Genomic DNA, 14680 nt, shown 5'->3' with positions numbered 1-14680 from the left:
TCGCCTAGTACAGCGCGCGCACGGCGTCGATGGTGTCGGCCTCGGCGGGGCCCTTGTCGTCGCGATACCGCACCACGCGGGCGAACCGCAGCGCCAGCCCGCCGGGGTAGCGCGACGATTTCTGCACGCCGTCCAGGGCCACCTCGACCACCTGCTCGGGTCTTACGTGCACGACGTAGCCGTCCGTCCCGCCGATCGCCAGGTCGGTGAACCGGGCGGTCTGCCAGTCCAGCATGGCGTCGGTCATGCCCTTGAAAGTCTTTCCCACCATGACGAATTCGCCGCTGTCCGGGTCGCGGGCGCCCAGATGGATGTTGGAAAGCTTGCCGCGGCGGCGCCCCGACCCCCATTCCACGGCCAGCACCACCAGGTCCAGGGTGTGCACCGGCTTGACCTTCAGCCAGCCCGCCCCGCGGCGGCCGGCCTGATACTGCGCGTCCGGCGCCTTGGCCATCACACCCTCGTGGCCGACGGCCAGCGTCGCGTCCAGGAAGGCGCCGGCCTCCACGGGGTCGGAGGTGAGCAGCCGATCGACCCGCTGCGCGGGCGGCACCAACGCGTCCAGGGCGGCCAGCCGGTCGGTGGTCGGCGCGTCGAGCAGGTCGACGCCGTCGCGGTGCAGGATGTCGAAGAAGAACACCGAAAGTGGTTGTGCGGCAACGGCCGCGGCGACATCGACCGAGCGGCCGAACCGGGAGGCGGTGACCTGGAAGCGCTGCGGCCGGTTGTCGGGCCGCAGCGCGATCGCCTCGCCGTCGGCGATCAGGTCGTTCACCGGCAGCGCCAGCGTCGCCTCCACCACCTCGGGCACCCGGGCGGTGACATCGTCGAGGCTTCGGGTGTAGACGGTGACCTGGTCGCCGGAGCGGTGGATCTGCACTCGCGCCCCGTCCAGCTTGGCCTCGAAAATCGCCCGCCCGCCGTGGCGTTCGATCGCGTCGGCCACACTGGGCGCCGTCTGCGCCAGCATCGGGCCGACCGGGCGGCCGACGCGCAGGGTGAAGGCCTGCAGGGCGGCGGGTTCGCCGGACAGGGCCGCCGCCGCGACCGCGGGCAGGTCCCCGCCCAGCATCGCGGCCCGCTGCACAGCGGCCGCCGGGATCCCGGCGGCCTTGGCCACGGCGTCGGCCATGATTCCGGCCAGCGCGCCCTGGCGCAGTTCGCCGCCGAGCAGTCGCAGCAGGAACGTCTGCTCGGCTTCGGTGGCGGCGGCGAACAGGGTGGTAAGGAGCGCGGCGCGGCGCGCCTGTGCGCCTTTGCCGGACACGGCGCCGATCTCGGAGAAGGTGGCGTCGACGGCGCCCACGGTCAGCGTGGCGTGGGAGGCCGGCGGCGGGCGCGAGCGCAACGCCGCCCAGCCGACCCCGATCTGGCGCTGGCGCAACTCGCCGGACAGCCAGGACACGACGATCATGACGAGGGCGGGATCGGGTGCGGCCCGCGCCAGTAGGTCGGCGATGTGGGCGACTTTTCTCAGCCGCGACGACGTGCTTCCGACGTCGGTGGACGCCTTTGCCACGTCGAGGAGGAGCACGGTTGCCAGCTTGGCATGGCTCGGTGACAAGCGTCCGGAGCGGACACGCTAGCGTGCCTACGTAACGTTACAGATTGCTTCGATTCTGACAAGCAACAAATGGGAGGTCCGGATGGAGATCAAAGGAAAGAAGGTCGTCGTCATCGGCGGCGCCTCGGGGATGGGTCGCGCCAGCGCCGAGCTGCTGCACGATCGCGGCGCGGACGTCGCGGTGCTCGACCGCGAAGGCTCCGACGGTAAGACGGTGGCCGAAGGCATCGGCGGTACCTTCTATCCCGTCGACGTCACCGACTTCACCGGCACCGAGGAGACACTGCAGGCCGCGGTCGACAAGCTCGGCGGGCTGCACGTCGTGATCACCACCGCCGGTGGCGGGATCGCCAAGCGGACCCTGACCAAGTCCGGGCCGCACGACCTCGAATCCTTCCAGTCGGTGATCGACCTCAATCTCATCGCCACCTTCAACATCAGCCGGCTCGCCGCCGCGCACATGGCGAAGAACGAGCCCGAAGACCCCGACACCGGCGAGCGCGGCGTCATCATCAACACCGCGTCGATCGCGGCCTTCGAGGGCCAGATCGGGCAGGTCGCCTACACCGCCGCCAAGGCGGGCATCGCCGGTATGTGCCTGACCATGGCGCGTGACCTGGGCTCGGTGGGCATCAGGGTGCTGGGGATCGCCCCGAGCCTCTTCGCGACGGGCCTCACCCAGGGCATTCCCGACGAATTCGCGGCGGCGCTGACCAAAGACGCGGCCTTCCCCAAGCGGCTGGGCCGTCCCGAGGAGTACGCCAAGCTGGTGGCCGCCATCGTGGACAACCCGATGCTCAACGGCCAATGCCTGCGCCTGGACGCCGGGCAGCGGTTCGCCCCCAAGTAGGCGCCGCCCGTTGGGGCCCTCCCCGCATTAAGTACACTCTTTAGCCAGCCGCCCCGCTTCCCCTCGAAGCGGGGCAGGCACCCAGCAATCACACCCGGCTGGCATGCGGCGCGCGAGGAGGGCCCCTCATGGGAATCGCATTAACCGACGACCATCGTGAACTCGCCGAGGTGGCTCGCGGGTTCCTGACCGCGCAAAAGGCGCGCTGGGCGGCGCGATCGCTGCTCGATGCCACCGACGAGCCCCGGCCCGGATTCTGGCAGAACCTGGTCGAGTTGGGCTGGCTCGGCCTGCACGTCGACGAAGAGTACGGCGGCTCCGGCTTCGGGCTGCCCGAACTGGTGGTGGTGATCGAAGAGCTCGGCCGCGCGGTGGCGCCGGGGCCCTTCGTGCCGACGGTGATCGCGTCGGCGGTGATCGCCAAAGACGGTGCGGCCGAACAGAAGTCGCGGATGCTGCCCGGCCTGATCGACGGAACGGTCACCGCGGGCGTCGGATTCGACGGCCAGGTGCAGGTCGCCAACGGCGTCGCGAACGGCGAGGCCGGAATCGTGTTGGGCGCCGGCCTTGCCGAGCTGCTGCTGATCGCCGCCGGCGACGACGTGCTCGTGCTCGAGCGCGACCGCGCCGGCGTTTCGGTCGAGGTGCCGGAAAACTTCGATCCGACACGGCGATCCGGCCGGGTGCGCCTGCAGGACGTGCGGGTGTCCGACGACGACATCCTGGCGGGGGCGCGGCAGTCGGCGCTGGCCCGGGCGCGCACCCTGCTGGCCGCCGAGGCGGTCGGCGGGGCGTCGGACTGCGTCGAGGCGGCCGTCGACTACGCCAAGGTGCGCCAGCAATTCGGGCGCACCATCGCCACCTTCCAAGCGGTCAAGCATCACTGCGCGAACATGCTGGTGGGCGCGGAGTCCGGGATCGCCGCCGTCTGGGACGCCGCCCGCGCGGCGGGCGAGGACGCCTCGGAGGACGAGGCGCAATTCCGCCTGATCGCCGCGACGGCCGCGGCGCTGGCGTTCCCGGCTTACGTCCGCAACGCCGAACTCAACATCCAGGTGCACGGCGGCATCGGCTTCACCTGGGAACACGACGCGCACCTGCACCTGCGGCGTGCCGTGGTGACCACGGCGCTGTTCGGTGGTGACGCCCCGGCCGCCGACGTCTTCGAGCGCACCGCCGCCGGCGCCGTCCGCGAAAACAGCCTCGACCTGCCTCCCGAGGCCGAAGAACTCCGCGCCGGCGTCCGCGCCGACGTCGCCGAGATCGCCGCCCTGGACAAGGACGCCCAGCGCGACAAGCTGATCGAGACCGGCTACGTGATGCCCCACTGGCCCAAGCCGTGGGGACGCGCCGCCGACGCCGTCGAGCAGCTGGTGATCGAGGAGGAGTTCCGCGCGGCCGGTATCAAGCGGCCCGACTACGGGATCACCGGGTGGGTGATCCTGACCCTCATCCAGCACGGAACGCCTTGGCAGATCGAACGATTCGTGGAGAAGGCGCTGCGCAAGGACGAGATCTGGTGCCAGCTGTTCTCCGAACCCGACGCCGGCTCGGACGCCGCGTCCATCAAGACGCGGGCCACCCGCGTCGACGGTGGCTGGAAGATCAACGGCCAGAAGGTGTGGACCAGCGGGGCGCACTACTGCGCGCGTGGGCTGGCCACCGTGCGCACCGACCCCGACGCCCCCAAGCACGCCGGCATCACCACGGTGATCGTCGACATGAAAGCACCTGAGGTCGAGGTGCGGCCCCTGCGGCAGATCACCGGCGGCTCGGACTTCAACGAGGTCTTCTTCAACGACCTGTTCGTGCCCGACGAGGACGTCGTCGGGGAGCCCAACTCCGGCTGGACGGTCGCCCGCGCCACGCTGGGCAACGAGCGGGTCAGCATCGGGGGCAGCGGGTCGTTCTACGAGGGCCTGGCCTCGCAACTGGTGCAGCTGACCCAGCAACGCCCGGATCGGTTGGCGGGCGGGCACGTTCGGGTCGGGAACTATCTGGCCGGGGAGACCGCACTGCGCCTGCTGAACCTGCGGCGCGCCGCGCGCAGCGTCGAAGGCGCGGGCCCGGGCCCCGAGGGCAACGTGACCAAGCTGAAGCTGGCCGAGCACATGGTGGAAGGCGCCGCGATCATGGCGGCGCTGCTGGGTCCCGAGGTCGCGCTGCTCGACGGCGCCGGCGCCCTGGCCGGCCGGCTGATGATGGGAGCGCGCGGCATGGCGATCGCCGGCGGCACCTCCGAGGTGACCCGCAATCAGATCGCCGAGCGAATCCTCGGCATGCCGCGCGACCCGCTGATCAACTGATTCCGCGGCTCACGCCGGCGCGAACTGCGGCGCACCGGCGGCGCCCCGCTCCGGGCGGAGCGTGACCGGCATCCCGCAGGTCACCGAATCGGGTTCGCAGTCAACGATATTGGCCGCCACCCGCAGGCCACGCTGCTCGGCGAGTTCGACGATGGCGATGACGTAGGGGGTGGGGATCTCCGGGTTGTACGGGTGGTGGTTGACCGTGTAGGTGAACACCGTGCCGCGCCCCGACACCTCGCGCGCCACCAGCGAGCCCCCGCACTCGCGGCATTCGCCGCTCGCCGGATGCACCCAGCGCGCGCAGCCGTCGCAGTACTCGATGAGCAGCGCCCCGTCTGACACGACGAATACAGTACACTCAATTGATTCGACGCGGCGACGGTGTGGTCTGACGGGCGGTGTACATGACGCATTTCGAAAAAGACGCGATCTTGTCCGGCATCGGGATCTCGCGGATCGGCCGTCGCACCGGCATTCCGGGCCTGGAGCTGACGATGGAGGCGGTGCGCGGGGCCATCGAGGACGCCGGATTGGCCGCGACCGACATCGACGGGATCGCCACGCTCGGCGACACACCCGCCGAAGACGTCAACGCGCAACTGCGCATCGACGCCGCGGACTGCGGATCCGGGTTCGGCACCGGCGGCCTGCTGTCGCCGGTGATGTCGGCCTGCCGCGCGGTCGCCGAACGCCGAGCCCGGCACGTGGTGGTGTACCGGACGATCCAGATGCTCGGCGGCACCGTCCCGGTCAAGCAGGAAGAGAACGCTCCCGCCCCTCCCTTGGCGCGGATGTTCGAGACACCCGAGGGCGAGCCGAAGCCCGCCGTCGGGGCGATGGACGACGTCAACGATCTGGTTGCGGCGCAGGCCTATTCGGCCGCCAACTGGCTGGCGCTGAACTGTCGTCGCCACATGGAGCTGTACGGGACCACCAAAGAGCAGCTGGGGTGGATAGCGCTCAACGGCAGGCGCAACGCCGCGCTGAATCCCCGTGCGGTGTACCGGGATCCGATGACGATGGCCGACTACCTGGGGGCGCGGCCGGTCTCCACCCCGCTGGGACTGCTGGACTGCGACGTCCCGATCGACGGCTCGATCGCGGTGGTGGTGTCCCGCGCGGAGTACGGCGCCGACTGTCCGCACCGCGCGGTGCGGGTGGAGGCGATCGGCGGATCCGACGGCGCCGGTGGCTGGTTTCACCGCGACGACTACCCGAAGATGGCGATGTCGGACGCCACGGCGCAGATGTGGTCGCGGACGCAGCTGCGGCCCGCCGATCTGGACGTCGCCCAGTTGTACGACGGATTCACCTATCTCACGCTGGCGTGGCTGGAAGCCCTCGGTGTGTGTGGGGACGGCGAGGCCGGGCCCTTCGTCGAAGGCGGCGCGCGGATCGCCCGCGACGGCCTGCTGCCGCTGAACACCTACGGCGGCCAACTCTCGGCGGGGCGCATGCACGGCTACTGGGCGTTGCACGAGGGGTGCCTGCAACTGCGCGGCGACGCGGGGGGGCGGCAGGTCGCCCGCCGCCCGGAGGTCGGCGTCGTTTCCGTCGGCGGTGGGCCCGTCGCGGGGTGCATGCTGCTCACCTGTTGAGCGTGTGATTGAGCTCAGATGAGTGAGGACCTGAAGGCCGGCCACGCGGACAAACTGGCGTCGATCCTCGCCCGCGACATCGAGGCGGACATCGTCCGCCGCGGCTGGGCCGTCGGCGAATCGCTGGGATCCGAACTCGCCCTGCAACAACGCTTCGGCGTGAGCCGATCGGTGCTGCGCGAGGCCGTTCGCCTGGTCGAGCACCACCAGGTCGCAAGGATGCGGCGCGGCCCCAACGGCGGGCTGTACATCTGTGAGCCCGACGCCGGGCCCGCCACCCGCGCCGTCGTCATCTATCTCGAATATCTGGGCACGACGCTGGGCGATCTGCTCAACGCGCGTCTGGTGCTCGAGCCGTTGGCGGCCTCGCTCGCCGCCGAGCGCATCGACGAAGCCGGCATCGCGCGGCTGCGGGCCGTTTTAGACGCCGAGGAAAAGTGGCAGCCGGGCTTGCCGGCGCCGCGCGACGAGTTCCACATCGCGCTGGCCGAGCAATCGAAAAATCCCGTGCTGCAACTGTTTATCGACGTCCTGATGCGGCTCACCACGCGCTACGCGCTGGCGTCGCGAACGGACTCGGCGACCGAGGCCATCGAGGCCGTCGAACACCTGCACGCCCACCACTCCAAGATCGTCGCCGCCGTCACGGCCGGTGATTCCGCGCGCGCCAAGACGCTGTCCGAGCGACACGTCGAGGCGGTGACGGGCTGGCTGCAACGGCACCATCCCGGCGACAGGGTCCGCGGGCGCACGCGGCGGCGGCGTCTCGATTCCGAGATGCCCCGCGGCAAGCTGGCCGAGATGCTGGCCGTCACCATCGGCGACGACATCGCCGCCAGCGGCTGGCACGTCGGGTCGGTCTTCGGCACCGAGGCGGCCCTGCTGGCGCGCTACCGGGTGAGCCGCGCGGTGTTCCGCGAGGCGGTGCGCCTGCTCGAATACCACTCGATCGCCCACATGCGCCGCGGACCCGGCGGCGGACTCGTCATCGCCGAACCCGCTGCCCAGGCCAGCATCGACACGATCGCGTTGTACCTGCAGTACCGCGACCCGAGCCGCGAAGACCTACGGTGCGTCCGCGACGCCATCGAGATCGACAACGTCGCCAAGGTCGTCAAGCGGCTCGACGAGCCCGAGGTGGCGGCATTCCTCGTTGCGCATCGGTCACGGCTGCCGGACGCCGCGCAGCCGACGCCCGACGACGTCCGGCGGGCGATCGCGGAGGAATTCAATTTCCACGTCGGGTTGGCGCAGCTGGCCGGCAACGCGCTGCTCGACCTGTTCCTCCGGATCATCGTCGAGTTGTTCCGCCGGCATTGGTCGAGCACCGGGCAGGCGCTGCCCACCTGGTCGGACGTGCTGGCCGTGCACCACGCTCACTTGCGCATTGTCGAGGCGGTGGAGGCCGCCGACGAGAGCGTCGCCTGCTATCGCCTCCGCCGTCACCTCGATGCCGCCGCCTCCTGGTGGCTGTGATCGCGCCGCCCGATGTCGCCCCCCCGGGTGTGCGCGCAAATGTGATCTGTTGCGCGGCATAGCGAAGGCCCGTCTTGGGTACTGGAAGGGGGGATGGGCGACAGCCGATCCAGCAGGGGGTTGGCGCAAGTGATCGAAAGCGAGAGCGCTGAAGTGACGGCGGATACCGAAACCAGACAATACGGTTTCGTCCACTCCGCACTGATTTATCACTCTCAGCAGGAGTTTTTGGACTTGGTGGGCCGCTTCGTCGGCGACGGTTTGGCGTCAGGCGAGGCGGTGCTGCTCGCCGTGCCTCCCGAGACCCTGGCCCTGCTGCAGGGCGAGTTGTACGACGGCGAGGCGTTGCCGGTCGACGTGTACATGACCGACGTCACCGAGGCCGCCCGGAACCCGAGCCGGTTCATGGCGATGGAGGGCGCGTTCATCGACGAGCACCCGGATCGGCGGGTGCGGATCGTCAGCCAGCTCGCGTGGCCGGGCCGCACCGAGGAGGAGTTCGTCGCCTGCATCGAGCACGAAGCGCTGGTCAACACGGCGATGGACGCATACCCGGCGACAAGCCTGTGCCTCTACGACGCGAGCGCGATCGGCGACGAAGTCCTGATGGATGCCCGAGCGACGCACCCGTTGTTGTGGAAAAGCGGTGCGCTGCACCGCAGCCCGGACTACGCGCCGAACGAAGTGCTGCAGCGTTGCAACCAGCCGTTGGCCGCGAATCCCGGCGCCGTCACCTACATGGTGAGGAAGTCAGCGGATCTTCGGCCCGCCCGCTCGTTCGCCGTCGACTATGCGGGGTGGATGGGGCTTTCCCAGGAGTGCATCGAGGATCTGCAGCTGGTCGCCACCGAGTTGGCCACCAATAGCCTGATGTACACCGGGGGCGCCTGCCGGTTGGCGTTCTGGAAAGACGACGGATATCTGGTGTGCGAGGCCCGCGACACCGGACAGCTCGACGATCCGCTGGTGGGCCGCCTCGACCCGGGTCCGTGCGGCCCCGCCAGCCGCGGCCTGTACTTGGTCAACGCCATTTCGGATTTGGTGCGCACGCATACCGCCAGGACGGGAACGACAATTCAGGCGTACCTGCGGTTTGAGCCCGCACCCGAGCCGGCTGGGTAACAAACGACCCGCCGGCAAGGGGATCCGGCGGGTCGTTTGTGGTGAACGGCTAGGGGAGCAACCCGCCTACAATTCCGCCGACGTCGCCGATCACGCCACCCACCACACCGCCGACGGTGCCACCAAGGGTGCCGCCGCTGGCGGGTGCGTCGGCCGGGGTCATCGTGCATCCCGTGGGCAGCAGCAATACCGCGGCAAGCCCCGTAGCCGCCGCGGCAGTTTTAAAGGCTTTCGTCTTCAATGAGGTCATAATCGTCCCTTTCAGATGCGTTAAGGACTTATGGACACCTGTTACGTCTCACCAGTGTTAAGTGAGAAGTGGCTGGATATGTCACGAGCAGGCTGAATCGCCCGCTGCGCAATGGCATTGGAAACATGTTTCGACCGAGGCGGCGCTCGTGCGACATCGTTAGATGATGACGGCGTCGGGTGCCGACTGCGATCGATCAAGCGTCATAGGTTGTCTCCGCTGAGGACGACGTCCGCTCGGTCCTCCCCAGCGGGCTACCCATCGTGACCCTTTAGAGCAAGCAGCCAACGACTCCATCGCAGCCAGTCGTGCTGGTGGTCGGCGCGCATCCCGTCAGTCCAAGCAAAGCTGCGGCCAGCCCGACGGCCGCGGCGACAGCTTTGAGGGTGTTCCGAGTGGGCGTTGACTTCATGATCGTGCCTTTCAGGTGAGGGGATAGTTCAACAGCCGTCTAATTGACTGTTACCCGGCTTCTTACCCCCTGTCAACCCCGCCCAAACCAAACTATTCGTATTATTTCCTATATTTTTTTGTACGGTCGTATGGGGGTTGAAGGCGCGGAGCGAAGGGGGCTAATGTCAACGCTCATGCGTCTTCTCGCGCGTTTCGTAGTAGCTAGCACCCGCAGCGGGGTCTGATTCTGACCGACCCCCCGCTGTGGGTCGGAAGCTACTGCCGTCGGTCGCACCAGCTGACTAGAGAAGACCGGCACCATGACTTTTCCCGAGCGCAACCCGCTCCAACATCTCGACGCCGCCACCGTGTGGTTTGGCGATCGTTTCGGCGTCTCGTTGCCCCGCGGGCTGCGGGAGCAGGCCGACGCCATGTCCTGGGAGACCTTCCTCGCGACCTACGGGCGCAGCACGGGACCCCTGCGGCTAGGCCAATGGGAGTGCACGGGCGCGGTGCGACCCGGCCCGCAGGCCCGCAACTTCCAGGCCGTGATCGCCCTGAGCGACCGCATCGGCACCGCGACCGTGGCCGCCAGCGGCCCGATCGCGGCCCTGACCGCGATGCTGCATCAGCGCGGGATCACCGTCGAAATCGTGAACTTCCATCAGATGCAGTCGCCCACCGGCACAGCCACTTTCATCCGCGGCAGCGACGGTGCCCGCGCCGAGTGGGCGATGGGCCTCTCGGACGATCCGACGCAGTCGGCGCTGCGCGCGGTCATCGCCTGCGCCAACCGGTTGCTCGCGGTCGACTGATGCCGCGCACCCCGTGCAACCAACTAGGGGAGTTTCATTTGCGCTAGCGCCGGTGGTAGCGCAAATGAAACTCGGGCTCTACCGCGCCGGCGGAGACGGTGACACGCCGTCGCGGAAGTTCAGAGCGGGCGCAGCACGATCGGCATGCCGTCCATCGGAATCGGCATGCCGCCGTAATCCCAGCGCGGCTGATAGCCCGGCCGGGCCAACTCGATGCGGTAGCGGCGCAGCAGCCGGTGCACCACGGTCTTGACCTCCAGCTGACCGAACACCATGCCGATGCACTTGTGCGCGCCGCCGCCGAAGGGTGCGAAGGCGTAGCGGTGATTCTTGTGCTCCGAGCGCGGTTCGGCGAACCGCTCGGGGTCGAATTTGTCTGGCTCCGTCCACAATTCGGGCAGTCGGTGGTTCATGCCGGGCCAGATGGTGATGTTGGTGCCGGCCGGGATGTAATGGCCCAGCAGCTCGGTGTCGCGCACCGCCATCCGCATGTTGAACGGCAACGGCGTCACCATCCGCAGCGATTCGTTCATGATCAGTTCGAGCGTTTCCAGCTTCTCCAGCGACTCGATGTCCAGCGGACCGTCGCCGAGCCTGGCCGACTCCTCGCGCGCCCGCTCCTGCCATTCCGGGTTGGCGGCCATGTTGTAGACCATCGTGGTGGTCGTCGACGTGGAGGTGTCGTGGGCGGCCATCATCAAGAAGATCATGTGGTTGACGATGTCTTCGTCGGTGAAGCTGTTGCCGTCGTCGTCCTCGGTGTGGCACAGCACCGTGAGCATGTCGTTGCCCGTGGCGTTGCGGCGCTCCTTAACCCGCTCGTTGAAGTAGTCCTCGAGCAGCTGGCGGGCGCGCAGGCCACGCCACCACTTGAACGGCGGAACCGGCTGCCGGATGATCGCCCCACCGGCGCGGGTCGTGGTGGTGAACGCCTGGTTGACCTTGGTGACGAGGTCGTGGTCGGACCCTGGCTCGTGCCCCATGAACACCAAGGACGCGATGTCGAGGGTGAGTTCCTTCATCGCCGGGTGGAACAGGAATCGGGCGTCGTTGGTCGGCCAGCCGGCGACGATGTCGGTCGCCACGCGGTCGATGTGCTCGACGTACCCGGTCAGGCGGCTGCGGGTGAACGCCTCCTGCATGATGCGCCGGTGATACATGTGCTCGTCGAAGTCCAGCATCATCAGCCCGCGGTTGAAGAACGGCCCGATCACCGGGTGCCAGCCCTTCTGCGAGAAGTCCTTGTTGCGGTTGGAGAACACGGCCTGGGTGGCGTCGGGCCCCAGCGCCGTGACCGCCGGCATGATCGGCGAATCGAGGTAGATCAGCGGGCCCTTGTTCCTGTAGAGGTACAACGCGTAGTCCGGGCCGCCGCGAAACAATTCGATGATGTGGCCGAGGATCGGGAGCCCGGCGTCACCCATCACGGGCTTCAGGTCGCTGCCGGCGGGCGGTTCCGCCAGGACTTTCGTGTCCCACTCGTGGGCGAGCAGACGCTTCTCGATCGCCCCCATGCCGGGGATGGTGTTCAGCGTCGGGGTGAATCGGCGCCGCGCCTGATCCAGCAGGTAGTGCGGAGTGCTGATGGTGGTCATAGACGCTCCTTTGCGTGCCCTCGGGGTGACAGCGGTCACTGATTATTACCTTCGCTGAAAAACTTGACGGCTGTCAAGTTTGCTTTTTGCGCGGCGTGGTGCAAGGTCAGGGAGTGAGCAGCCACCCCGCCAATCCGGAGCCGGGCGCGCGTCGGCGTGGCGACAAGCAACGCCAGGCGATCGTGGAGGCCGTGCGCGAACTGCTGCAGGAAAAACCGTTCGCCGAGTTGTCCGTCAGCACCATCAGCCTGCGCGCCGGGGTCGCCCGTTCGGGCTTCTACTTCTATTTCGACTCCAAATACGCCGTGCTGGCACAGCTGATGGCGGAGGCCACCGAAGAGCTCGAGGAACTCACCCAGTACTTCGCGCCACGCCAGGCGGGCGAGTCACCCGAGGAGTTCGCCAAGCGGATGGTCGGCAGCGCCGCCGCCGTCTACGAGCACAACGATCCGGTGGTGACCGCCTGCAACGAGGCCCGCCACACCGACGTGGAGATCCGCGACCTGCTCGACCAGCAGTTCGAGGTGGTGCTGGCGCAGATCGTCGCCATCGTCGAGGCCGAGATGAAGGCCGGGACCGCCAGGCCGATCAGCGACGATCTTCCGACGCTGATCCGCACCCTGACGGGTACCACCGCGCTGGTGTTGACCGGCGACCCGGTTCTGACCGGATCCGACAGCGACCGTGACCGACGGGTGCGCGTGCTCGAGCAGTTGTGGCTGCACGCCCTGTGGTCCGGCCGTCCCTAGCGCCGGTCTGGGTGATACCGGCGGTATCGTCACCGCCATGGCGAACAAGGCGTCCGGGCGGTATTTCGCGGGAAAGCGGTGCTTTGTCACCGGCGCGGCCAGCGGCATCGGCCGCGCGACGGCATTGCGGCTCGCCGCCCAGGGGGCCGAGCTCTACCTGACCGACCGCGACTCCGACGGTCTGGCACTGACGGTGGCCGACGCGCGCGCGCTGGGCGCGCAGGTCCGGGAGCATCGGGCGCTCGATATCGCCGACTACGACCAGGTGGCCGCGTTCGCCGCCGACATCCACGCCGCGCATCCGGCCATGGACGTGGTGCTCAACATCGCCGGCGTATCCGCCTGGGGCACCGTCGACCGGCTGACCCACGAGCAGTGGAGCAAGATGGTCGCCATCAACCTGATGGGCCCGATCCACGTCATCGAGACGTTCGTGCCGCCGATGGTGGCGGCCAAGCGGGGCGGCCATCTGGTCAACGTGTCCTCGGCGGCCGGGTTGGTCGCCCTGCCCTGGCACGCCGCCTACAGCGCCAGCAAGTACGGACTGCGCGGCGTCTCGGAGGTGCTGCGTTTCGATTTGGCCCGCCACCGCATCGGGGTGTCGCTGGTGGTGCCCGGCGCGGTGAACACCCCGCTGGTGGGGACCGTGGAGATCGCCGGTGTGGACCGCGAGGATCCCAACGTCGCCCGGTGGATACGGCGATTCGCCGGCCACGCCGTGTCGCCTGAGAAGGCCGCCGAAAAGATCCTTGCCGGCGTGGCCAAGAACCGATACCTGATCTACACCTCGGCCGACATTCGGGCGCTCTACGCGTTCAAAAGGCTTGCGTGGTGGCCCTATAGCGTCGCCATGCGCCAGGTGAACGTGATCTTCACCCGCGCGCTGCGGCCGGGCCCACCCAACCCGGCGCCGCTAGTCCGGCATGAGCAACTCCAGCCGCACCCCGAGCAGGCGGACCGGGCGGTCGAGGGAGAATAAATCCAGGACGCGCAAGGCGGCAGCGACGATCGTGTCGCGATCGGTGGTGGGCGCGTCGAGTTTGCGAATCTTGGTGCGGGTGTAGAAGGTTGAGGTTCGCACGGTGACCGCCACCCGCGTCACGACCCGCGCTTCGGCCAGCACGTCGTCCAGCGCTTGTTCGGCCAAACCCGTAACGGCCGCGTTCATCTCGGCGCGATCGGTGAGGTCGCGGGGAAAGGTGACGACGTGGCTGCGCGAGCGCGGCACCCACGGCTCGGCGCTGACGTGGCTGTCACCCCCACCCTTGGCCAACAGCAGGAGCCACAGCCCGGTGCGCGCCCCGAACGTGGCCGTCAACAACTCGGCGTCGCTGTGGGCCAGTTGCCACACCGTCGTAATCTCAAGATCCGCAAGTTTTTTCGCGGTCTTGGGCCCCACGCCCCACAGCGCGTCGACCGGACGGTCGGCCATCAGCGCCATCCAATTCGCATCGGTGAGCACGAAAACGCCGTCGGGCTTGGCGAATCCGGTGGCGACCTTGGCGCGTTGCTTGTTGTCGCTGATGCCGACCGAGCAGGACAGTCCGGTTTCGGTGGAGATGACGCTGCGGATCTGTTGTGCCACCTCGCCGGGGTCCTCGGCGTGGACGGCGACGTAGGCCTCGTCCCATCCCCACACCTCCACCGGATGGCCCAGATCCCTTAGCAGGCCCATGACTTCACCGGACGCCGCGTCGTAGGCGGCCGGGTCGGAGGGGAGGAAGGTCGCATCCGGGCAGCGGCGGGCCGCCGCGCGCAGTGGCATGCCCGCCCGCACACCGAATTCCCGGGCCTCATAGGACGCGCAGGTGACGACCTTGCGCGGTTCGCTGGGATCACCGCTGCCGCCGACGATGACGGGCAGCCCGGCCAATTCGGGGCGACGGCGCAACTCGACCGATGCCAGGAATTGGTCGAGGTCCACGTGCAGGACCCAGTCGCGCGCCGCCGCGGACATGC

General features: G+C 68.5%; 13 protein-coding genes. 8 read left to right on the top strand and 5 right to left on the bottom strand.

Annotation, left to right across the window (positions count from 1 at the left end):
* Nucleotides 1-4 precede the first annotated feature (4 nt).
* Nucleotides 5-1534 carry an ATP-dependent DNA ligase gene (locus P6281_RS19150; RefSeq protein ID WP_008259207.1) on the bottom strand — a complete coding sequence of 510 codons (1530 nt, stop codon included), beginning with the start codon at nucleotides 1532-1534 and terminating at the stop codon, nucleotides 5-7.
* Between the two features lie 112 nt (nucleotides 1535-1646).
* Here P6281_RS19150 and P6281_RS19145 point away from each other — a divergent pair, with 112 nt between their 5' ends.
* Nucleotides 1647-2414, top strand: a complete 768-nt coding sequence (locus tag P6281_RS19145; RefSeq protein WP_008259206.1) for an SDR family NAD(P)-dependent oxidoreductase — start codon at nucleotides 1647-1649, stop codon at nucleotides 2412-2414.
* 128 nt (nucleotides 2415-2542) lie between these two features.
* Nucleotides 2543-4720, top strand: a complete 2178-nt coding sequence (locus P6281_RS19140) for an acyl-CoA dehydrogenase (protein ID WP_201358890.1) — start codon at nucleotides 2543-2545, stop codon at nucleotides 4718-4720.
* 9 nt (nucleotides 4721-4729) lie between these two features.
* Here P6281_RS19140 and P6281_RS19135 read toward each other — a convergent pair whose 3' ends face one another.
* Entirely contained in the window at nucleotides 4730-5065 is a 336-nt protein-coding gene (locus P6281_RS19135; RefSeq protein WP_008259204.1) for a Zn-ribbon domain-containing OB-fold protein, read from the bottom strand.
* A 62-nt stretch (nucleotides 5066-5127) separates the two neighbouring features.
* Here P6281_RS19135 and P6281_RS19130 point away from each other — a divergent pair, with 62 nt between their 5' ends.
* The 3 genes from P6281_RS19130 to P6281_RS19120 all read left to right on the top strand — a co-directional run bounded on the left by P6281_RS19130 (nucleotide 5128) and on the right by P6281_RS19120 (nucleotide 8919).
* Nucleotides 5128-6321, top strand: coding sequence for a thiolase family protein (locus tag P6281_RS19130; RefSeq protein ID WP_043955818.1), 1194 nt, complete (start codon nucleotides 5128-5130; stop codon nucleotides 6319-6321).
* Between the two features lie 18 nt (nucleotides 6322-6339).
* Entirely contained in the window at nucleotides 6340-7797 is a 1458-nt protein-coding gene (locus P6281_RS19125; protein ID WP_008259202.1) for a FadR/GntR family transcriptional regulator, read from the top strand.
* 129 nt (nucleotides 7798-7926) lie between these two features.
* Entirely contained in the window at nucleotides 7927-8919 is a 993-nt protein-coding gene (locus tag P6281_RS19120) for a sensor histidine kinase (RefSeq protein ID WP_014385519.1), read from the top strand.
* A 49-nt stretch (nucleotides 8920-8968) separates the two neighbouring features.
* Here the strand turns inward: P6281_RS19120 and P6281_RS19115 are convergent, their stop codons facing one another.
* Nucleotides 8969-9169, bottom strand: a complete 201-nt coding sequence (locus tag P6281_RS19115; protein ID WP_008259198.1) for a hypothetical protein — start codon at nucleotides 9167-9169, stop codon at nucleotides 8969-8971.
* Nucleotides 9170-9882: 713 nt separating this feature from the next.
* On the opposite strand from P6281_RS19115, the gene P6281_RS19110 reads away from it, so the two are divergent.
* The gene (locus P6281_RS19110; RefSeq protein ID WP_008259194.1) at nucleotides 9883-10377 is read left to right on the top strand and encodes a hypothetical protein; all 495 of its coding nucleotides are present in this window, start codon (nucleotides 9883-9885) and stop codon (nucleotides 10375-10377) included.
* A 119-nt stretch (nucleotides 10378-10496) separates the two neighbouring features.
* Here the strand turns inward: P6281_RS19110 and P6281_RS19105 are convergent, their stop codons facing one another.
* A complete protein-coding gene (locus tag P6281_RS19105) occupies nucleotides 10497-11972 on the bottom strand; it encodes a cytochrome P450 (protein WP_008259190.1) in 1476 nt (491 codons plus the stop codon).
* A gap of 113 nt (nucleotides 11973-12085) precedes the next feature.
* Between P6281_RS19105 and P6281_RS19100 the strand changes: the two genes are divergently transcribed.
* Together P6281_RS19100 and P6281_RS19095 are read left to right on the top strand one after the other, a co-directional pair.
* Nucleotides 12086-12721: a TetR/AcrR family transcriptional regulator gene (locus P6281_RS19100; protein WP_008259189.1), complete on the top strand. Its 636-nt coding sequence runs from the start codon at nucleotides 12086-12088 to the stop codon at nucleotides 12719-12721.
* A 37-nt stretch (nucleotides 12722-12758) separates the two neighbouring features.
* Nucleotides 12759-13700 (top strand): SDR family oxidoreductase, encoded by a 942-nt coding sequence (locus P6281_RS19095; RefSeq protein ID WP_008259188.1) that lies wholly within the window; start codon nucleotides 12759-12761, stop codon nucleotides 13698-13700.
* Here the strand turns inward: P6281_RS19095 and P6281_RS19090 are convergent.
* Nucleotides 13635-14678, bottom strand: a complete 1044-nt coding sequence (locus tag P6281_RS19090) for a DNA polymerase IV (protein ID WP_008259187.1) — start codon at nucleotides 14676-14678, stop codon at nucleotides 13635-13637. The genes P6281_RS19095 and P6281_RS19090 overlap by 66 nt on opposite strands.
* Between the last annotated feature and the right edge of the window lie 2 nt (nucleotides 14679-14680).

Source organism: Mycobacterium sp. 5-140-3-2 (assembly GCF_035666375.1).
Classification (GTDB): domain Bacteria; phylum Actinomycetota; class Actinomycetes; order Mycobacteriales; family Mycobacteriaceae; genus Mycobacterium; species Mycobacterium intracellulare.
This window is presented reverse-complemented; position numbering and strand designations above follow the sequence as displayed.